This window comes from Streptomyces sp. ME19-01-6, from assembly GCF_033793745.1.
In the GTDB taxonomy this organism is placed as follows: domain Bacteria; phylum Actinomycetota; class Actinomycetes; order Streptomycetales; family Streptomycetaceae; genus Streptomyces.
Genome location: NZ_JARAXF010000001.1, coordinates 654,205 through 674,230, shown reverse-complemented (window position 1 = coordinate 674,230; position 20,026 = coordinate 654,205). Strand labels below are relative to the sequence as shown.

The 20,026-nt window shown below is 69.2% G+C and carries 18 protein-coding genes; 12 read left to right on the top strand and 6 right to left on the bottom strand.

The genetic code is table 11. From position 1 onward, the window contains the following. Positions 1 to 107: 107 nt before the first annotated feature. A complete protein-coding gene (locus PV419_RS03125; protein WP_319686059.1) occupies positions 108 to 1,310 on the top strand; it encodes an alpha/beta hydrolase in 1,203 nt (400 codons plus the stop codon). A 394-nt stretch (positions 1,311 to 1,704) separates the two neighbouring features. Here PV419_RS03125 and PV419_RS03120 read toward each other — a convergent pair whose 3' ends face one another. Both PV419_RS03120 and PV419_RS03115 read right to left on the bottom strand, forming a co-directional pair. Then, complete coding sequence (locus tag PV419_RS03120) at positions 1,705 to 2,181, bottom strand: SAM-dependent methyltransferase (protein ID WP_319686058.1); 477 nt, start codon at positions 2,179 to 2,181, stop codon at positions 1,705 to 1,707. A gap of 32 nt (positions 2,182 to 2,213) precedes the next feature. Then, a complete protein-coding gene (locus PV419_RS03115; protein ID WP_319686057.1) occupies positions 2,214 to 3,572 on the bottom strand; it encodes a Tat pathway signal protein in 1,359 nt (452 codons plus the stop codon). A 300-nt stretch (positions 3,573 to 3,872) separates the two neighbouring features. On the opposite strand from PV419_RS03115, the gene PV419_RS53135 reads away from it, so the two are divergent. The 6 genes from PV419_RS53135 (at position 3,873) to fxlM (ending at position 10,415) form a co-directional block, all read left to right on the top strand. Then, positions 3,873 to 4,505 (top strand): ATP-binding protein, encoded by a 633-nt coding sequence (locus PV419_RS53135; RefSeq protein ID WP_415925212.1) that lies wholly within the window; start codon positions 3,873 to 3,875, stop codon positions 4,503 to 4,505. Between the two features lie 119 nt (positions 4,506 to 4,624). Next, positions 4,625 to 4,771 carry an FxLD family lantipeptide gene (locus PV419_RS03110; protein ID WP_319686056.1) on the top strand — a complete coding sequence of 49 codons (147 nt, stop codon included), beginning with the start codon at positions 4,625 to 4,627 and terminating at the stop codon, positions 4,769 to 4,771. A gap of 84 nt (positions 4,772 to 4,855) precedes the next feature. Further along, positions 4,856 to 6,523 carry a lantibiotic dehydratase family protein gene (locus tag PV419_RS03105; protein ID WP_319686055.1) on the top strand — a complete coding sequence of 556 codons (1,668 nt, stop codon included), beginning with the start codon at positions 4,856 to 4,858 and terminating at the stop codon, positions 6,521 to 6,523. Continuing rightward, positions 6,435 to 7,913 (top strand): thiopeptide-type bacteriocin biosynthesis protein, encoded by a 1,479-nt coding sequence (locus tag PV419_RS03100; RefSeq protein ID WP_319686206.1) that lies wholly within the window; start codon positions 6,435 to 6,437, stop codon positions 7,911 to 7,913. The genes PV419_RS03105 and PV419_RS03100 overlap by 89 nt, the downstream gene beginning before the upstream one ends. Then, on the top strand, positions 7,910 to 9,091 hold the full coding sequence (locus tag PV419_RS03095) for a lanthionine synthetase C family protein (protein WP_319686054.1): 1,182 nt from the start codon (positions 7,910 to 7,912) through the stop codon (positions 9,089 to 9,091). Before PV419_RS03100 ends, PV419_RS03095 begins: the two co-directional genes overlap by 4 nt. A gap of 88 nt (positions 9,092 to 9,179) precedes the next feature. After that, positions 9,180 to 10,415: a methyltransferase, FxLD system gene (gene fxlM / locus PV419_RS03090; RefSeq protein ID WP_319686053.1), complete on the top strand. Its 1,236-nt coding sequence runs from the start codon at positions 9,180 to 9,182 to the stop codon at positions 10,413 to 10,415. Positions 10,416 to 10,885: 470 nt separating this feature from the next. Here the strand turns inward: fxlM and gltX are convergent, their stop codons facing one another. The 3 genes from gltX to PV419_RS03075 form a co-directional block, all read right to left on the bottom strand. Then, positions 10,886 to 12,250: a glutamate--tRNA ligase gene (gene gltX / locus PV419_RS03085; RefSeq protein WP_319686052.1), complete on the bottom strand. Its 1,365-nt coding sequence runs from the start codon at positions 12,248 to 12,250 to the stop codon at positions 10,886 to 10,888. 938 nt (positions 12,251 to 13,188) lie between these two features. After that, positions 13,189 to 14,115, bottom strand: a complete 927-nt coding sequence (locus tag PV419_RS03080) for a DUF5829 family protein (RefSeq protein ID WP_319686051.1) — start codon at positions 14,113 to 14,115, stop codon at positions 13,189 to 13,191. A 34-nt stretch (positions 14,116 to 14,149) separates the two neighbouring features. Then, on the bottom strand, positions 14,150 to 14,602 hold the full coding sequence (locus PV419_RS03075) for a MerR family transcriptional regulator (RefSeq protein ID WP_319686050.1): 453 nt from the start codon (positions 14,600 to 14,602) through the stop codon (positions 14,150 to 14,152). Positions 14,603 to 14,785: 183 nt separating this feature from the next. Here PV419_RS03075 and PV419_RS03070 point away from each other — a divergent pair, with 183 nt between their 5' ends. Next, entirely contained in the window at positions 14,786 to 15,601 is an 816-nt protein-coding gene (locus PV419_RS03070; protein ID WP_319686049.1) for a serine hydrolase domain-containing protein, read from the top strand. Between the two features lies 1 nt (position 15,602). Here PV419_RS03070 and PV419_RS03065 read toward each other — a convergent pair whose 3' ends face one another. Beyond that, a complete protein-coding gene (locus PV419_RS03065; RefSeq protein ID WP_319686048.1) occupies positions 15,603 to 16,184 on the bottom strand; it encodes a pirin family protein in 582 nt (193 codons plus the stop codon). Between the two features lie 162 nt (positions 16,185 to 16,346). Here PV419_RS03065 and PV419_RS03060 point away from each other — a divergent pair, with 162 nt between their 5' ends. The 4 genes from PV419_RS03060 (at position 16,347) to PV419_RS03045 (ending at position 19,961) form a co-directional block, all read left to right on the top strand. Further along, complete coding sequence (locus tag PV419_RS03060; protein WP_319686047.1) at positions 16,347 to 17,531, top strand: helix-turn-helix domain-containing protein; 1,185 nt, start codon at positions 16,347 to 16,349, stop codon at positions 17,529 to 17,531. A gap of 89 nt (positions 17,532 to 17,620) precedes the next feature. Then, positions 17,621 to 18,589, top strand: coding sequence for an ACP S-malonyltransferase (locus tag PV419_RS03055; RefSeq protein ID WP_319686046.1), 969 nt, complete (start codon positions 17,621 to 17,623; stop codon positions 18,587 to 18,589). Positions 18,590 to 18,602: 13 nt separating this feature from the next. Further along, positions 18,603 to 19,637 carry a ketoacyl-ACP synthase III gene (locus PV419_RS03050; RefSeq protein WP_319686045.1) on the top strand — a complete coding sequence of 345 codons (1,035 nt, stop codon included), beginning with the start codon at positions 18,603 to 18,605 and terminating at the stop codon, positions 19,635 to 19,637. A gap of 75 nt (positions 19,638 to 19,712) precedes the next feature. Beyond that, positions 19,713 to 19,961, top strand: coding sequence for an acyl carrier protein (locus PV419_RS03045; RefSeq protein WP_319686044.1), 249 nt, complete (start codon positions 19,713 to 19,715; stop codon positions 19,959 to 19,961). Positions 19,962 to 20,026: the final 65 nt, after the last annotated feature.

The window sequence follows — 20,026 nt, the reverse complement described above, 5'->3', positions numbered from 1 at the left end:
CCCCTACCCAGGTATGACCCGCGAGTTGGCTCCGAGGTGTGACGCTTCGCCGCCCGTCGCCTTCCTACGTTTCCCTCCGCCACTGAACAACAGAGGGAGACGCGACCATGTCGCACACACCGGTCGGCAGGCACGGGGCCCGCAGCCTGATCACCGCCGCGCTCATGGTCACCGTCATGGCGGGCACCGTCGGCTGGACCCTGGCCCATGAGCAGCAGCCGGTCACCGGCCCGCCGCCCGGCACGGCCGCCTGGCGCGCGGACCACTCGCCGGTCCCCGGCGCCGCGGGCCGGCTGCCCGATCCGGCCACCGCCTCGCCCGCCGGGATCGCGCGCTTCTTCGCCGGGCTCACCGCGGCCGAGCAGCGGGCCCTGGCGCTCCGTCATCCGAGCGTCGTGGGCAATCTCGACGGTGTGCCCGTGGCGCTGCGCTACACCGCCAACGCCCTGGCGATCAGGGCGGAGCGCGCCAAGGAGCGGGCCGCCGACCCGAAGAGTCCCCTCATCGACCGGTACACCCGGCTCCTCGCCCCCGGCCGCCGGATCCTGGCCTTCGATCCGCGCGGCCGTGGCCAGGTGGCCGAGGTGTACGGGGATCTGACGACCGCGCAGCGCACGGCGGTCCTCGTCCCCGGTTCCGACACCGACCTGTCGAACTTCGACCGTGCGGACCACCCGTACGGCTCCGCGGCGGGCATGGCCAGGTCGCTGCGCGCGCAGATGGGCCGGGAGGCGCCCGGGGTCCGTACGGCCGTCGTCGCCTGGGTCGGCTACACCACCCCGCTGGGCCTCGGCCCGGACGCCGCCACCGGCCGTCTCGCCAAGGCGGGCGTGCCCCGCCTCGACCGCTTCCTCGCCGGGCTCGCCGCGACCGCCGGCGAGGCCGCGCAGGCCCCGCCGGCCGTCTTCTGCCACAGCTACGGCTCGGTCGTCTGCGGGCTGACCGCCTCGCGTCTCGACCACGCCGAGATTTCCGACCTGGTGGTGTTCGGCTCCCCCGGGGTACGCGCCGGCGACGCCGCGGACCTGGGCCCGGCCGCCCGGGTCTGGGCGGCGCGCGACGGCTCCGACTGGGTCCGGCGGGTGACCGGCTTCGACTTCCTGGGCCTCGGCCACGGCGAGGACCCGACCGACCCGTCCTTCGGCGCGCGCGTCGTCTCCGCCGACCGGGCCCATGGCCACACGGGCTATTTCGCCCCCGGCACGGACTCGCTGCGCAACTTCGCGCGGATCGCCCTCGGCCACTTCGCGGCGGTCCACTGCGCGGAGGGTGCCGGCTACGACCACGACTGCCGCCACGGCCTGGCGTGAGGGGTCTGTTCTCCGGAATCAGCAGCGGGCACGGCAACGCCGGGCGGGACGGATCCAGGCCGACGTTGTTGTCAGGCGTTACTGGCTGTTTCTCTTTCGAGTGTGATCGGTTGGTTTCTGCGGGTCAGGTATGAACTCCGTGGTAGTGCGGCAGGGATGGTGCGTCGGCGTTACCGAACCGGTGAGCCAGACAGTCGCACGATCCGGTGACGGAAGTGGACTCGCCGGTCTCGGGGGCGTACAACTGCGGCAACAGGGCCTCCTGGTGCTCGTCCGGTTTCTCGACCTTTGAGCTACCAAGTGACCCTGCCCGCCTGCCGATTCGGCCCGGCGATCACCCGAGCTCGGGATGGACGTTCGACCCGCGTTCCACAGCCGAAAGAGCAACAGCCAGTTAGCCCTGCGAGTCGCCCCAATAGTCCGCCAGCATCTCCCCCGGCCAACTGGGTTCCCTCACTTCGCCGCGAGGTCCCATCTCCTCGAAGTACGGGGAAAGGTCGAATACAGGGCTGCCGTCGATCGCGTCCAGGTCCGTCACGTGAAGGTCCAAGCCGTCGACCTTCAGGAGCCGTGGGAAGGATTGCGCGAGCTGATTAGGACGACGGTGGTTGCGATGGACGAAGGTTCCGGTAGTCGGCCATTTGGGGTTGTTGCGCGGGCTTCGGGCGTGCAGCGCGACATCGTCCGGGGATGCCTTGTGGAAGTGCCAGACGACCAACAGGTGGGAGAACTCCTCAAGCCCCTGGACGACCTCGACGGGGAAGTCCGCACTCAGGCGGATGATCGCCGTGCCACTCCAGTGGTCATCGGTCGGCTCGGCGCGTCCGCCCACCACGGTCCCGATGGGCTTGATTTCCAGTGGCTGTGTCATGCGCTCGCCCTTGTCCCTTCGTCGTGACACGGTCAATCTACTTGCGCCAGATACGCCGCGGCCCGCCCGTCCAGCTCCGCGACCGCCGGGATCCCCCGGCGCCGATACGGGGAGACCAGCTTGCGCATGTCGACGACCGCTTGCCGCGCCCGCCCTGAATAGATGCCCTCCTCCATCACCTCAAGGACGTCGTTCCAGGTGGCGCATGCCTCTTCCACACTGCCGGCAGCGATCTGCGTGGCACCCAGGTACCCGAGCGTCACCACATGCGTACGGCGGAAGGCGGCTCCACGGGTCTGTACGCTGCGGCGGAACTGGCGGATGGCTCCCTGCCGGTCGCCGCAGTCCCGCAAGGTACATGCGGTCTCGTGTGCCAGCGACGCCTCCGCGAAGAAGAACGTGCGATGCGGTTCCTCAACGTCGTCGTCGGCCGAGGCGAGATCGTCCTCGGCCCGCAGAAGAGCTTTCGCCGCCGCCTGCTTCTTGCCGTTGGCGGCCAGCCCGCGGGCGTGGACAACCCCGAGCAGCGCCCGTTCCCGGGGAGTGGCTGAGGCGTAGCGTTGCCCTTCGACAGAGGCCGTCGACAGTTCGAGGCCTTGTTTGAAGAACCCAAGGTCAATGGCCTGATGTGCCATGGCGCGCAGGATGTGGCCGGTGAGTGGCGGATTGCCGGCACGCGCGGCCAGTTTCACGGCAAGGACGAAGTACCTCTGCGCGAGGGCGTGCTCGGCGTTGTCGAACGCCATCCAGCCCGAGAGGTAGGCCAGCTCCCCTGCCGCGGAGAACATGTCGCGCCGCACCTGCTCGTTGGGAAACGTCCCCCGCAGGAAGCCGGCGACGTCCGAGTGCAGGTACTGCGCCAGCGCCTTTCTGCCGTGGCCACCGCCGCGCTGCTGGTCGGTCCGTGAAAAGGCGACAGTGAGTTCCTGGACCGTTGCCACATCACCGCGTCCAACGCGCTGTTGCTTCGTCAGTGCCGAGGCGGGCGGCGGCGCGGCCATGGTTGTCCACCACGTCTCGTCGGGCAGCGACAGAGATGCCACGGAGTACACCGCGCCTGTCAGCAGACTTCTGCGGTCCGCATCCAAGTCAGTCCTCCCCAGGTGATTCAGCGTGATCAGTGGGTCGGCACGCCACTCCAGTGCCTCCTGCCCGAGCGCGTTGGGAACTGCGAACCCGAGCTCCTCCGGCGTGACCACACGCCTCAGACGACGGGACAGTGCCTGACACAAGATTACGGGCGCCGCACCTGACGGTTCCGTACCGCCGACCCACATGCTGATGTGAGAGCGACCGATGCCGGCGAAGTCATACAGCTTGTTCTCTTGAGCGACCCGGTTGAACGCGCTCGCCGCCTGTGCCCGTGACCAGCCCGCCTCTTGCAGAAGCATGGCAAGCCGCTCATTCCTCTGTCGCGTCATGACTCCCACCCCCGCATGCCAAACGATCTTTGATCACTTTGACCGACCTGGACCTGCGGTCCGGACCACTCTCCCGCCGTGCCGACCAAGGTAGCCGCCACCACCGACGCACTTCAGACGATTAGTCAGGAATCACCCGGCGCATGGGAAGCACCTGTAGGCGATCTTTGACCACCTTGACCACCCCGACGTCCTCGCTCCCGTACCTGAGCCGCCCAGATCCCGGTTCGCTGTATGTGACCACAACGAACCCTGCTGAGGGGGGACCGGATGAGGGCTCTGCCCAGGATCAAGAGAGCGGCAACCAGCCATGTCACGCCCGGTGCCCGGCTCCGCGTGGCTTCCGCAGCGGCCCTGGATGCGGCACGCGCCGTGCTGGCCTTTCCCCGGTCCTCGCGACGCCAGACGGTGCAACCTGACCACGTTGCCACATCCTTCCAGTGCCAGTCCCGAGCTGAAGGCGAACCGGTCTCTCCACGCGATGCGATACGCGCCAAAGAGATGCGTCGTATCGCATCGGCCCGCCTGGGCTACTGGGGGCTCGACGCACTCATGGAGCCGGCCGAGCTCGTAGTCAGTGAGCTGATCACCAACGCCCTCCAACACGGGCATGGCGGGACAGTGGACTTCTCCCTCTCGTATGCCGACGACACGGTGCGCATCTCCGTCAGTGACACATCTCCGCGCCGACCGCGGAAACGCTGCGCGGACCCCGACTCCGAGGGAGGCCGCGGCTTGGCCCTCGTCGAGTGGACCGCCGCCGAACATGGCGGCGCCTGGGGAACGACATCGGACGGCAGGACCACCTGGTGCACGCTCCCAGCGCCCTCAGCGCGTCAGCCCGCAAACCACCCCGCCCGATCCAGCGGCGCCCGACAAGGTCAGCCGGATCAAACGGGGTAACGCCCGGCCGACCAAGCCGGAGCGGTTCCGCCACGTCGGCAAAAGCGGCGCGAAACAGCAGCCACGCCGACGAGGCAAAAGAGCAAGGCCCATCCACATCCAGTGAAGAGAGGTAAGCCATGAACACGGCCACCACCGACGAGAACGGGGACGCGTTCGTCCTCGACGTCATCGTCACCACCGACGTCAGTGGCGACGCGATTCCCTGCGGCACGGACGACGGCTGCGACCCGACCTGCGCGTCCTCCTGCAACAGCAGCGTCTGATCCATCCCGCTCCGGCGGGGCCGGGGAACGATTCCCCGGCCCCGCTCTCCCCCTCCCCCGCCCGCGAACCGCCCGAGGAACATCATGACGCTGCTCTACCAACACACCGGGGTCGCGCTACTGCGGTCCACGGCCCTGTCCCTCGCCCACGCGCCCGACGCGTGGCCCGATCCGGACGACGTAGCGGCATGCCGAGCCTGGCTTCGGCGGATGTGGCCCCTCCCCGGACTCGCCGAGGCCATCGGACAAGCCAGCCCCTCCCTGGCCGCTCGACTGGACGGCCTCTTGGCGGGAGACAATGTTCGCGATCGTCAGGTACTGCGTGCCGCGGCCGCCCTCACGCGCTATCTCCTGCGTGCCACCGGACGCCCCACGCCTTTCGGGCTGTTCGCCGGAGTAGCGCCGGTGGCGCTGGGAGCGCATGCTCGGGTGCGGTGGGGAGACGACCACCGGCCAGTGGTGCGAGTCGGTGCCGAATGGCTGGCCGACATCATCAGTCGCCTTGAGGCCTGCCCTGAGCTGTTGGAACGCCTTGATGTGGTGCTCAGCGACCTGGCCGTCCGGCGTGGGAACCGGCTGGAGTTACCACACGGCCCGAACCGCGTCACCATCCGCCACACCAGCGCCGTGCATGCCGCGTACGAAACCGCTGCGGCGCCTGTGCGGTTCTGCGACCTGGCCGACAAGTTAACCGGGGTCTTCCCCGACGCCGGATCGGCCAAGGTCAGGGGCCTGCTCACCGAACTCGTACGGCGCGGATTCCTCATGACGTCTCTGCGTGCCCCGTTCACCGTCACCGACCCACTCGCCCACCTGATCGACCGGCTCGTCGAAGCGGGAGCGGACATGGTTGAACCGGTCGTGCCCCTGCTGCGGGAGCTACAGACCGTCCGCGTCGACGTGGCGCACCACAACCGTGCGGACACCATTCCGAACGACCTGAGTCGCGGCATGCTCACCCGTCGGATGCGGGCATTGTCGGAGGCCGGACGCACGCCGCTGGCCGCGGATCTACTCCTGGACTGCGACGTACAGATCCCGCACAGTGTCGTGGAGGAGATGGAACGGGCCGCAAGTGCACTGCTCCGGCTGGGGCACCAGCGAACCGGCCAGGAAGTATGGCGGGAGTACCACGCCGCGTTTCTCGATCGGTACGGCATTGGGGCACTCGTGCCGTTGCGTGATGCGATCGCCCCGGACGCCGGGCTGGGCTACCCGGCCGGATACCCGGGAAGCCTCCTGCCCGAGCCGCGCGCAGGTACCAGTGACCGCGACGAACGGCTGCTGGCACTCGCGTGGCGGGCCATTGCCGACGGCAGCCACGAGATCGCCCTGACCGAAGGGAGCATCCAGGCGCTGACACGGAACGAACCGCTGGACGAACGCCGTATCCCGCCGCACGTCGAGCTGTCCGCCCGCATCTATGCCACCAGTACCGAAGCGCTGGAGCACGGCGAATACACGCTCACCATCGCCCCCGCCCGCTCTGCCGGGACGCTCACCTCCCGGTTCACTCCGACCGCCACGGGCTCGGGTCTGGAGGAGGTCTACCGGACCGTTCCTACCGCAACCGCCGGGGCCCTGCCGGTGCAGTTGTCCTTCCCGCCCCGTCTACGCACACGCCGAGAACGTCTGCCGCGTCCCTGCATACCTACAACACCTCCTGCCGCTCGGCGAACACCGCTCCGAGCCGCACGACGGCGAGCTGGAGCTCATCACGGTGGACGACCTCGCCGTACTGGCGACCCGTGACCGCCTCCACCTGGTCAGCGTCTCGCGTCAGCAAGTCATCGAACCGCAGGTGTTCCATGCGCTGGCGCTGGACAAGCAGCCCCCACCACTGGCACGGTTCCTCGCCCATCTCCCCCGCGCTTTCAGCGCAGCGTGGCACGAGTTCGACTGGGGCAAGCACGCCGCACGGCTGCCGTACTTGCCCCGAGTGCGCCTCGGCCGCAGCGTGCTGTCCCCGGCACGCTGGCGCCTGACACACACCGACGTACCGGCCGACGCCGCCGATCAGGAGCAATGGCAGCAGGCCCTCGCCCATTGGCGCGCCCGATGGCACTGCCCCAACACCGTTGAATTGCGCGACGCCGACCGGACCCTGCGCCTCGACCTCAACGAGCGTGCGCACACCGCCGTCCTGCGTGCCCACCTGCGTCGGCATCCCGACGCCACACTCACCGAAACCGTCACGTCGGTTGAGGGGTTCGGGTGGATCGACGGCCACGCCCACGAGATCGCGCTGCCCCTCGTCACACGGCACCCGCCCGCTCCGTCGCCTCTGACCGGGCCACTGCCCGTGCTGGCCAACCGAAGTCACGGACATCTGCCCGCCTCCCCCGACGCCCGCTGGCTGTACGCGAAGATCTACGCCCATCCCGAGCGGCACTCCGAGATCATCGCCGGATATCTGCCCCAACTCCTCATCGAACTCGACGGCGCCCCCCTGTGGTGGTTTGTGCGCTACCGCAGCCCTCATGAGGCGGACCACCTCCGGCTGCGTATCCATGCGGACCAGGAACGGTTCGCGGCCTACGCAGCAGCCGTCGGCCACTGGGCCGACCATCTGCGTGACGCCGAACTGGCCCTCCGCCTGGCCTTCGACACCTACTATCCCGAGACTGGCCGCTACGGGCCCGGCGCGGCTGCGGAAGCAGCTGAGACAGCATTCGCTGCCGACTCCGCAGTGGTGATGGCCACGCTTCAGCACCTTTCCCCGACCGCCGTCGACACCACCGCCTTGACAGCGCTCAATATGGTCGAAATCGCCCAGGGACTGCTGGGCACCCTTGGCGAAGCGATGGCATGGCTCACCGACCGCCCCGCGCCCGCCGGCGCCCCAGTGGACCGAGCCGTCACCGACCAGGTGATCCGTCGAGCCCGGCTCGGCGACCTGGACGGGCCCGGACACTGGCCCGTAGAGGTCACCAAGGCATGGCAAGCCCGTACAGCCGCCTTGAAGAGCTACCGCAACGCCCTGCCGGACAGCGCAGACACCACGTCGATCCTGGAATCGCTGCTGCACATGCACCACAACCGGGCGCTGGGCATCAACAGGGATGGGGAACGCGCCTGCCGTCGCCTCGCCCGGCAAGCAGCTCTCGCCTGGCACTCACGGCAGGACGGAGCCGACCAGTGATCCAGACTGCCGCTCACACGCTGCCGCGAACCGGCTCAGAACGCTGGTGGAGCCAATGCCTGGCCACCGGCGCCGCCGGAACCGCCCTGCTCCACATCGTCTACGCACGTGTTGGCACCGGGGCCTGGGAGACCGCACACCGATGGGCAGCTGCCATGACCAGCCATCCCATTGCCGCGCACCCCGACGTGTGCGGCCTCTTCCGAGGCGCCCCCGCAGTGGCCTTCGCTCTCCACACCGCAGACCACCCCGGTTACCGGGCAGCGCTCAACACCCTCGACGCCTCGATCAACGACCTGACCCGAGAACGGCTGGACCGCGCGCACGCGCGAATCGACGGCGGTCTCCTCCCTCGGTTGCGGGAATTCGACCTGATCCGTGGCCTGACTGGCCTCGGTACCTATCTGCTTCACCGCCACAACGGCGGCCAGCTGCTGGAGGACGTCCTCACCTACCTCATCCGGCTGACCGAACCAATCACCATGAACGGTGAAGTGCTCCCGGGTTGGTGGTCGATGGACACACCGAGCGGCACGCCATCGCCGAGCCGGCCGGGCGGACACGGCAATCTCGGCCTCGCTCACGGCATCAGTGGACCGCTGGCCCTGCTCGCGGCAGCGACGCGTCGAGGCGTCACCGTCACAGGGCAGGCCGACGCCATCGGCCGGATCTGCGCTTGGCTGGATACCTGGCGCTGCGGCGCCGACACCCGGGCCTGGTGGCCAGGGACGCTCGGTCTGGCCGAGCACCGCACCGGGACTGTTCGCCTCAGTGGCCCGCAGCGGCCGTCATGGTGTTACGGCACGCCCGGCCTGGCCCGCGCGCAGCAACTTGCGGCGCTGGCCACATCCGACCTGGTACGGCAACACGACGCCGAGCAGGCTCTTCTCGGCTGCGTAAGCGATGAGGCGCAGCTGTCCCAGCTCAGAGACAACTCGCTGTGCCACGGCCGGGCCGGCCTCGTGCACACCACACGCCGGGTGGCTGCGGACTCACTGGACGACGAACTGACCGTCGCCCTCCCCACCCTGGACGCGCGCTTGAAACACCAACTGAGCTGTCATCCAGCCCCGTCTCAAGACGGACTACTCGAAGGCCCAGAAGGAGTACGGCTGACCCAGCACAGCGCCGCCAGAAGGACACCGACCTGGGACGCCTGCCTTCTACTGAACGGCTGAACTCCGCCGATCTTCCCGCGTACGACCAGGCCAACTCACTACGCTCTGCCCACCGAGCGCCCGGACGGGCACCCTGCGAAAGGAAACGATGAACACCACCCCTTCCCCCGCCACGCCCGAGGCGTTGCGCACCCGCATGGTGGACCTCATCACCAGCTCGGGCTTCGCGTCGGGCCGAATGGTCCAGGAAGCCATGTCACGGGTGCCCCGTCACGAGTTCCTGCCCGCCGCCGATGTCGAGATCGCCTACGCCAACCAGGCCGTCATCACCAAGCGAGCCGCCGACGGCGCGGCCCTGAGCTGCGCCTCACAACCCACCGTCGTCGCCATGATGCTCGTCCAACTCCAGGTCCAAGAGGGGGACCGCATCCTGGAGATCGGCGCCGGCACCGGGTACAACGCCGCCCTACTCGCACAGCTCACCGGCCCCAGGGGCCAGGTGACCACCGTCGACATCGACCCCGAAGTCACCGATCAAGCACGCAAGGCCCTCGACGCCACTGGCAACCACGCCGTCCACGTCATCACCCGCGACGGAGTCCTCGGCGCGCCGGAGCGCGCCCCGTACGACCGCATTATCCTCACCGTCGGCGCCTGGGACCTCCCCCGCGCCTGGTGGGACCAGCTCGCCCCCGGCGGACGCCTCGTGGTACCGCTGCGCTGGCGCGGCCAGACCCGCAGCGTCGCCTTCGTCCGCGACGGTGACACCCTGCGCTCCGACTCAGTCGAGCTGTGCGGCTTCGTGCCCCTCGTCGGCCAGAAAGGTGAACTCCACGGCCCCATCAGCCCGGCGGGTGACGTCACCCTGTACTGGGACGCAGACCAGCCCATCAACCCCGCCGCCCTCATGGCAACCCTCGACCAGGCAAAGACGATCCGCTGGTCCGGCCAGACCGTCGTGTCCAACGAGTCATTCGACGGAGTCTGGCTACGGATGACCGCCGCCGAGCCCGGCACCTGCCGTCTCAAGGCCGCCCCCACCGCCGTCAGCAGCGGCCTCTGCACACCTGCCATTGCCGCACAGAGCCCTGCGCTGGTCGAGCGGGACTCCCTTGCCTACCTCACTCAACGCCGCCTCGCCGAGACCGAACCCAGGTGGGAACTCGGAGCCATCGGCCACGGTCCAGCCGGTGAAGACCTCGCCGAGCGACTGTGCAAGCAAATCCGGACATGGAACCTCGCCCGCACGTCCCGACCAGTCATCACTGCCCGCCTAGCAGGCACACCAGACAACAGGCTGGCCGAGGGCCAGGCTATCGATAAGGATGCTGTCCGATTGGTGGTCTCCTGCACCACAGGGAGGCAGAAGACGGTTGGCGGCTAAGGCTGTACTTGACTTGCCATCAGTAGCGCACCCGCATGCCGGGGACCGAACGAGAACTGCTGGCCGGCCACCGTCAGGTTCCCGCTCGGTGGCACCAGCCGGTCCCCCCACCGCGTCCGGCGACCCCAGCACCGCTTCCCGGCCGAAGACACCCCCGTCTCCGCCGCGGAAGGGGCAGCTACAGGAACAACCTCGCTCGACACCGCCGGAAGCCGCAGCGCGAGCCCATCACCAGGCGCCGGGCGGAACCGGGCGGCCTGGATCGCCCCATCGCCGGCCTCGGCAACCTGGCCATCTCACCGAACAACCCGCACCCGACTTGACCGCCTTCGCGAACAGATCCACGAGCGGGCCGCCGCGCCCGAAGCGCAGACAAAGGCCTCCTACGAGACCCTCGCCCCGCTTCGACCAGAACTATTCCGTCGGCGCCTGGAACCAGGTACTGCGCCAGGCCACAGCCTGATCCACTACTACGCGGTCAAGCGCTCCTGAGCCGCGCCCAGCCGGGCCAGCACTCGCTCCCGGCCAAGCACCTCCAGCGACTCGAACAGCGGCAGCCCCACCGTGCGGCCCATCGCCGCGACACGGACCGGAGCCTGGGCCTTGCCCAGCTTCAGTCCGTGCCGGGCGGCCACAGCCTCCAGCGCACCCTTCAACTGCTCCGCCTCCCAGGCCGCCGCGGCCAGCTCGGCCCGAGCATCCCGCAGCAGTTCCGCGGCGCCCGGCTTCATCGCCTTGTTCCACGACGCCTCGTCGTCCACCGGCTCGTCCAGGAACAGGAAGTCGACGTACTTGGTGATCTCCGACAGCACCGAGAGCCGCGTCTGAGCCAACGGTGCCACCGCCTCGAACACCGCCTGGTCGTACGCCTCCTCCGCCCACGGCGCGTACGGAGCCTTGAGCCACCGCGCACACGCGGCGATGAAAGCCTTTGGAGCCAGCCGACGGATGTACTCACCGTTGAACGCGGACAGCTTCTTCACATCGAAGAACGCCGGAGAAGTGCCCACGTCCTCGACGCGGAACAGTCGCTCCAGCTCCTCATACGGCCGGATCTCACGGTCCTCGCCAGGACCCCAGCCCAGCAACATCAAGTAATTCGTCATCGCCTCGGGCAGATAGCCCTCGGCCAGATAGTCCTCCAGCGCCACCTTGTCCCGGCGCTTGGACAGCTTCTGCCGCTTCTCGTTCACGATCACCGGCAGATGCGCCCAGACCGGAGCCTTCGCCCCCAGCGCCTCCCACAGCAGCTGCTGCTTCGGCGAATTCGACAGGTGCTCCTCGCCCCGGATGACCTGCGTGATCCCCTCATCCAGGTCATCAACCACGTTGGCGAGCAGGAACACCGGCGAGCCGTCCCCTCGCGCGATCACGAAGTCCTCGACCGCACTGTTCGGGAACGCCGGCTTCCCCCGGACCAGGTCGACGACCACCGTCTCCCCCTCATCCGGCGTCCGGAACCGCAACGCCCGCCCCGCCTCGTACACCAGCCCCCGGTCCCGGCAGAACCCGTCGTACCCCAGGTGCTCCGACCCCGTGCGCTCCTTCAGCTGCTCCCGCGTGCAGTCGCAGTAGTACGCCTTCCCCGCCGCGTACAGCTGCTCAGCAGCCTCCCGATGCCGGTCAGCGTTCTGCGACTGGAAGTACGGCCCCTCGAACGCCGGATCCGACTCGTTGATCCCGATCGCCGCCAGCGCGCTGATGATCCCCTCAACCCACTCGGCCTGATTCCGCGCCGCGTCCGTGTCCTCAATCCGCAGCACAAACCGCCCACCGGACTGTCGCGCCACCGCCCAGTTGTAGAGAGCGGACCGGGCACCCCCCACATGAAACATACCGGTAGGAGATGGGGCGAAACGAACACGAACTAGGGAATCAGACATACGGCAAAGCCTACCGAGACGGCAGTCCCTTCAAGGACCATCGCGCCGTACCACCGCACTCCCACCCGCTACCGCACTGGCCCAGTCCAGCTCAGAAAGCCGTTGACCCAAGGGAACCGTGCGGTGCGGAGCCTGTGACCGCTGGGCAATGACGGTGGGTGACGCTGAGGTGACATGCCGCTTCTATGGTGTTCTGCGGGAGCCTGAGCACGCAGCGGAGGAGTACGCCGCCGAGTTCCTGGGGCTTAACCGCTACCCGGCGGGAACAGATGGCAGTGCGCCGCCAACTCGCTACTGCCCAGGCTGTGACATGGAGGCGCTCACCCAGGGAGCGTACGCTGCCCAGACAAAGATCCCGTATGGACGATCGACGTCGTCGGCAGCTTGATCCGGTGGTGCCGCCCAGCGAGTGGTCAGCAGCTCCTGCCCGGCGCTGCGGTACCCGGCGTCGGCGGGGGTGACCAGCACGGCAAGCACCAGGCCCAGAACATCGCAGATCAGATGGCGTTTGCGGCCCACTGTCCGCATCCCCGTCGTAGCCACTGGTAGTGCCAGGGACGGTAGGGGTGGAGCGGACGGTCGTGCAGCCCTCACGCACCACCGCCCTCCGCTCATCGCCCATATCGGTCGGATACCGGGCGGGCCCGCTCCCCGTGGTCGGCGGCGTTACCGAACCGGTGAGCCAGACAGTCGCACGATCCGGTGACGGAAGTGGACTCGCCGGTCTCGGGGGCGTACAACTGCGGCAACAGGGCCTCCTGGCGCTCGTCCGGTTTCGCAACCTTCGAGCTACCAAGAGGCCCTGCCCGCATGCCGATCCGGCCCGGCGATCACCCGATCTCGGGATGAACGTTCGACCCGCGTTCCCCAACCGAAGGAGCAACAGCCAGTTACGGCTTGTCGAAGGTCCAGACGGCGCGGGCGCCGGGGCCCACGACGAGGGTCGAGTTGCCGATCCGCTCCTCGTGCCGGTAGTCCACCGACTTGTTGAGCGACATCTGGATCTGCTTGAGCCCCACCTTGTCGGCCGAGACCACGTCGTACTGAATCGTGGTCAGCCCGTCCTTCACGAGGACGCCGCCCGGGACCTTCTTGATGTCCAGCCCGCCCGCCTTGAACAGCGGCAGCTGCGTGTTGAGGTCGCGTTCGGTGACGGCGAAGCGGATACGGGTCAGGTCCCGCATCTGGTGGTCCTTGTAGGTGTCCGGCAGGTAGCGCTGACGGCTGGTGTCACCGGGGTAGCTCGCCGGGCCGGTCTTGCTGCGCGGGTCGGCGAAGTACTCCTCCCGGTACTCCATCGCCCACGAGCCGAAGGCGTCATAGGGATAGTCGGCGACGGGGAACTGGACGCCGTCGAACCACGGCACCCGGACGCCGTCGCCGAAGTCACGCGTCTGGAGGAACTCGTCCAGCTTGTCGAACCCCTGATCCCGCAGCCTCTGGCTCACCTTCGCCAGGTCGCCGTCGTGCTCGGCCGAGTACGCCACCGCGGTGGAGCCGAAGTTGGCGTCCTGGCCCGGCAGGTCGCCGGCCCCGAACAGCTCGATGTAGGTCTGGCCGCCGTAGAGGTAACGGCCCTTCCAGGTGAGGTCACCACCAGTAGTGGTGCGGACCTCGAAATTGGCGAACTTCCGCAGGAAGTCCGAATTCTCCACGGCGTCGGCCGTCTCGCGGTCGACCACGCCGTAGGAGTGGTTGTAAAAAAGCACCTGCTCATCGGCCGACGCCCGGCTCTCGGCGGTGCGCGCGCCGGCCTCGGCAGTCCCGGCGAAGGCGACGCCGGCGATAACGGCGAGGCCCACGGTTGCTCGTAACATCCGTCGAATAAACATACGAGTGATCTTAGTCAAGTCAGGCCCTCTCCGACGCCCTCCGGGCATCGGCGTAAATATCGATCTTGAAGTCGAGGACATGCAGGGTGTCCTGCAACTCGGCGATCCGCTGCCGCACGCTCTCCCGGTGCGCGGTCAGCAGCTCCTCGCGCTCGCGGAAGGTGTGCTGCCCCTCGCGCACCAGCTCCGCGTAGCGGACCATGTCCGCGACCGGCATCCCGGTCAGCCGGAGCTTGCCGACGAGGGAGAGCCAGTCCAGGTCTTTGTTGCTGAAACGGCGCTGGCCGGTGTGGGTGCGGTCCACATGCGGCATCAGCCCTATCCGCTCGTACCAGCGCAGGGTGTGCGCCGTCAGCCCGGTGTGGGCAACGACCTCGCTGATCGTGTAGCGGTCCTGCCCGGTGGGCCGGGGGTGGATGCTCGTCCCCGCGCATGCCTGCACCTTCACCGGCGCGCTCTCCAACACGGTCATGCCGCTTCGCCGCCCTCTCGCAGTCGTTGATCCGTAAACCCTCACGACGTCCTCAACGCTATTGACTTGGAGCGCACTCCAAGCAAGCGAAGATTTGACGAATCCTTGGCTCCGCTTCCTTCAGGACACTCGCCATTTCCAGGGCTTGGCCGGCCTTCCCGGCCGTTGGTTAGGCTCTGGGCCATGGAGAGCCTGCGGATGATCGAGAACTGGCCGGTACCCACGGCGGCCGCGGCCGTCGTGCGCGCGGACGGCACGGTGGCCGGATCGTACGGCCCGGCCGACCGGCGCTTCCCCCTCGCCTCGGTCACCAAGCCGCTCGCGGCGTACGCCGCGCTGGTCGCCGTCGAGGAGGGCGCGGTGGAGCTCGACGAGCCGGCCGGACCCGAGGGCTCCACGGTCCGCCATCTGCTGGCCCACGCCTCCGGGCTCGCCTACGACGCGCACCGCCCGGCCGCCGCGCCCGGTACCCGCCGGCTGTACTCCAACGCGGGGTTCGAGGTGCTCGGCGACCACATCGCCAAGGCCACGGAGATCCCCTTCGCCGAGTATCTGCGCCAGGCGGTGCTGGAGCCGCTGGGCATGGCGTCGACCGACCTGCCCGGCTCCCCCGCCAAGGACGGCGTCTCCACCGTCGCCGACCTGGCCCGCTTCGCGGCCGAGCTGCAGGCCCCGCGGCTGCTGGCCGCCCAGACGCTGGCGGAGGCCACCGCCGTCGTCTTCCCCGGCCTGACCGGTGTGCTGCCGGGCTACGGTCACCAGCGGCCCAACGACTGGGGGCTCGGCTTCGAGATACGCGACGGCAAGTCGCCGCACTGGACGGGCGCCTCGTCCTCGCCGCGCACGTTCGGGCACTTCGGGCAGTCCGGTACGTTCCTGTGGGTGGACCCGGAAGCGCGGGCGGCCTGCGTGGCCCTGACGGACCGCGCCTTCGGCCCCTGGGCGATCGAGGTCTGGCCCGCGCTGACCGACGCGGTCCTCGCCGAGCTGCGCGCCTGACTCAGCCGTACGACGGCTCCGCGCGCATCGCCCACACCAGCAGCTCCGCCCCGCTCAGGGCCTGGGCCGAAAGCCCCCGCCCGTCGGTGATCCGCGCCGCGTCCCCCGCCGTCAGCGTCTCGCCCGAGAGATCCACCTCACCCCGCACCACATGCGCGTACACCCAGGGCGCGGCCGGCAGCTCGGTGCGCTCCCCGGCGGCCGGCCGCCATACGCCGAGCGAGGCGTCCGCCCGCTCCAGGAGGTACGGCGCGGGGCCGGCCACGCCGCGCACCACCTCGTACGCGGGCTCGGCACCCGCGCCCGCCGAGGTGAAGCCGGGCGCCGGGGCCAGCCACATCTGGACGAAGGTGAGCGGCTCGCGGCCCTCGTTGCGCTCGCTGTGCCGCACCCCGCCGCCCGCGCTGAGCCGCTGCACATCGCCGGGGCGCACCACGGTGCGGCCTCCGGCGGAGTCCTCGTGGGTGAGCTCGCCCCCGACCACCCAGGTGACGATCTCCACATCGCGGTGCGGATGCTCGGCGAAACCCGCTCCCGGCGCCAGCCGCTCCTCGTTGCAGGCCACGAGTGACCCAAATCGCACATTTTCCGGGTCGTAATACCCAGAAAAGGAAAAGGCATGGCGCGTCTCGATGCCCGCCCCGTCTCCACCCCGGTACCGTTCTCCGGCGCGCTGTACCCACATCACCCGGCCCACGGTACCCACGCCCCCACCCTCGCCATCCGATAAGGCAGTCTTGTCCTCGTGCCAGAACCAGCCGCGAACAGCCCTCATCCACACAGCGCCACCCTGCGCCGCCTGGAGAAGTCCTCCGGGAAGCTCGCAGCGAGCGCCATCGCCCGCATGGACGAGCAGCTGCCGTGGTACCGCGCGATGCCACCCGAGAACCGGTCCTGGATCGGGCTCGTCGCCCAGGCGGGCATCGCGGCGTTCACCGAGTGGTTCCGGCACCCGGAGGCCCCGCAGGCCATCAGCACCGATGTCTTCGGCACCGCGCCGCGCGAGCTGACCCGGGCGATCACCCTGCGGCAGACCGTCGAGATGGTCCGCACCACGATCGAGGTCATGGAGTCCGCGATCGACGAGGTGGCGGCCCCCGGCGACGAGTCGGTGCTGCGCGAGGCGCTGCTGGTGTACGCGCGGGAGATCGCCTTCGCCACCGCGCAGGTGTACGCGCAGGCGGCCGAGGCCCGGGGCGCGTGGGACGCCCGGCTGGAGTCGCTGGTGGTCAACGCCGTGCTGTCGGGGGAGGCGGACGAGGGGGCGCTGTCCCGCGCCGCCGCCCTGGGCTGGAACGCTCCGGAGCATGTGTGTGTGGTGCTGGGCACCGCGCCCGACGGGGACAGCGAGCTGACCGTGGAGGCGATCCGGCGCGCCGCCCGCCACGCCAAGCTGCAGGTGCTCACCGGCGTCCTCGGCGATCGCCTGGTGGTGGTCGCGGGCGGCTCGGACAATCCGCTGCAGGCGGCGAAGGCGCTGATCGGGCCGTTCGCGGCGGGCCCGGTGGTGGCCGGCCCGGTGGTCTCCGACCTGCTGGCCGCGACCAAGTCCGCCGCGGCCGCCGCGGCCGGGCTGAAGGCGTGCACCGCCTGGCCGGACGCGCCGCGGCCGGTGCTCGCGGACGATCTGCTTCCGGAGCGCGCGATGGCCGCGGACCCGGCGGCGCGTGAGCAGTTGGTGGAGGAGATCTACAGACCGCTGGAGGAGGCGGGCTCTGCCCTGCTGGAAACTCTGAGCGTATATCTGGAACAGGCAAGCAGTCTGGAAGGCGCGGCACGCATGCTCTTCGTGCACCCGAACACCGTGCGCTACCGGCTACGACGTGTGACCGACGTCACCGGGTGGTCGCCCTCCGATGTGCGGTCGGCGTTTACTCTGCGCATAGCCCTGATCCTGGGGCGTCTGGCCGACGCGGACCCCCAGGGCTAGGTCTTTGTCGGAGTCCAACAATTCCCTTCACGGTTCTTCGTCCTTGTCCTCACGGGCGGGCGAGACCGACCACAAGAGAGAGTGTGAGGGTGCTCGTACTCGTCGCTCCCGGCCAGGGCGCCCAGAAGCCCGGCTTCCTGACCCCCTGGCTCGACCTCCCCGGCGTCACCGAACGGTTGACGTGGTGGTCCGCCGTATCCGGCCTGGATCTGATCCACTACGGCACCAAGGCCGACGAGGAGGAGATCCGGGACACCGCCGTCGCCCAGCCGCTTCTGGTGGCCGCGGGACTCGCCTCGGCCCACGCCCTGTTCGCCGAGGGCGCCGAGGGCGCAGCGGACGTACGGAATTCACTCGGCGCGAGCGCCGGGCACAGCGTGGGCGAGATCACGGCGGCCGCGGTCGCCGGTGTGCTGACCGACGAGGCCGCCATGGTGCTGGTCCGCCGGCGCGGGCTCGCCATGGCGGAGGCCGCGGCGCAGGCCGAGACCGGCATGGCCGCGGTGCTCGGCGGTGAGCAGGAGGATGTGGTCGCTCATCTGGCCAAGCACGGGCTGACCCCGGCGAACGTCAACGGCGCGGGCCAGATCGTGGCGGCCGGGACCGCCGAGCAGCTGGCCGCGCTGGCCGAGGACAAGCCGGAAGGGGTGCGCCGGGTCGTCCCGCTGAAGGTGGCGGGCGCGTTCCACACCGACCACATGGCCCCGGCGGTCTCGGCCCTCCAGGTCCTGATCGAGGGCGCCCCCGTCACCGATCCGCGACTCCCCTACGTCTCCAACCGGGACGGACAGGTCGTCACATCCGGCCCCGAGGTCGCCCAGCGCCTGGTCGCCCAGGTGTCCAACCCGGTCCGCTGGGACCTGTGCATGGAGACCTTCCAGCAGCTGGGTGCCACCGCGATCATCGAGGTGGCACCGGGTGGCACACTCGTCGGTATCGCCAAGCGCGCCCTGCCGGGCGTCAAGACGCTGGCCCTCAAGACTCCCGACGACCTCGAGGCGGCCCGTGCGCTGATCGCCGAGCACGCTGTTCCGGTCGCCGGCACCCCGGCCGAATAGGAGCTCCCAGAGCATGACCGCGAAGATCAAGCCCAGCAAGGGCGCACCGTACGCGCGCATCCTCGGTGTCGGCGGCTACCGTCCCCACCGCGTGGTGCCCAACGAGGAGATCCTCAAGCACATCGACTCCTCCGACGAGTGGATCCGCAGCCGCTCGGGGATCGCCACGCGGCACTGGGCCGGGCCGGACGAGACGGTGGCCACGATGTCCGCCGAGGCGGGCGGAAAGGCCATCGCCGCGGCGGGCCTGACGCCGGAGCAGATCGGCGGCGTGCTCGTCGCGACCGTCTCACACTTCAAGCAGACCCCCGCGGTGGCGACCGAGATCGCCCATCTGCTCGGCACGGGCAAGCCGGCCGCCTTCGACATCTCGGCGGGCTGCGCGGGCTTCGGCTACGGCCTGACCCTCGCCAAGGGCATGGTCACCGACGGCACCGCGGAGTACGTCCTGGTCATCGGCGTGGAGCGGCTCTCGGACCTGACGGACCTGGAGGACCGCGCGACGGCCTTCCTGTTCGGCGACGGCGCGGGCGCCGTGGTCGTCGGCCCGTCCACCGAGCCCGCGATGGGCCCGACCGTCTGGGGCTCCGAGGGCGACAAGTCCGAGACCATCACGCAGACGGTACCGTGGGACGAGTACCGCGTCGGCGATCTCTCCAAGCTCCCGCTCGACAGCCAGGGCAACGTCAAGTTCCCCGCGATCACCCAGGAGGGCCAGTCGGTCTTCCGCTGGGCGGTCTACGAGATGGCCAAGGTCGCCAAGCAGGCCCTCGACGACGCCGGGGTCAGTCCGCAGGACCTCGACGTCTTCATCCCCCACCAGGCCAACATGCGGATCATCGACTCGATGGTCAAAACCCTTGAGCTGCCGGACCATGTCACGGTCGCCCGTGATGTGGAGACCACCGGCAACACCTCGGCCGCCTCCATCCCGCTCGCCATGGAGCGGCTGTTGGCGACCGGGCAGGCGAAGAGCGGCGACACCGCGCTCGTCATCGGCTTCGGGGCGGGTCTCGTGTACGCAGCGACGGTCGTTACCCTCCCTTAGTCAAGATCCCCACGCAGCCCCGAACAGGTCGGACGCTGCGCACTCACCGCAATCACCCGAAGAAGGAGCGCCGCAATGGCCGCCACCCAGGAAGAGATCGTCGAGGGTCTCGCCGAGATCGTCAACGAGATCGCCGGAATCCCGACCGAGGACGTCCTGCTGGACAAGTCCTTCACGGACGACCTGGACGTCGACTCGCTGTCCATGGTCGAGGTCGTCGTCGCCGCCGAAGAGCGCTTCGACGTCAAGATCCCGGACGACGACGTCAAGAACCTCAAGACGGTCGGCGACGCCGCCGACTACATCCTCAAGCACCAGGGCTGAGTCCGAGCGCTTGTCGCCACCCGAGCGGTGGCAGGTCCAGCACCCTCTACACGTGGAGTAGGAAT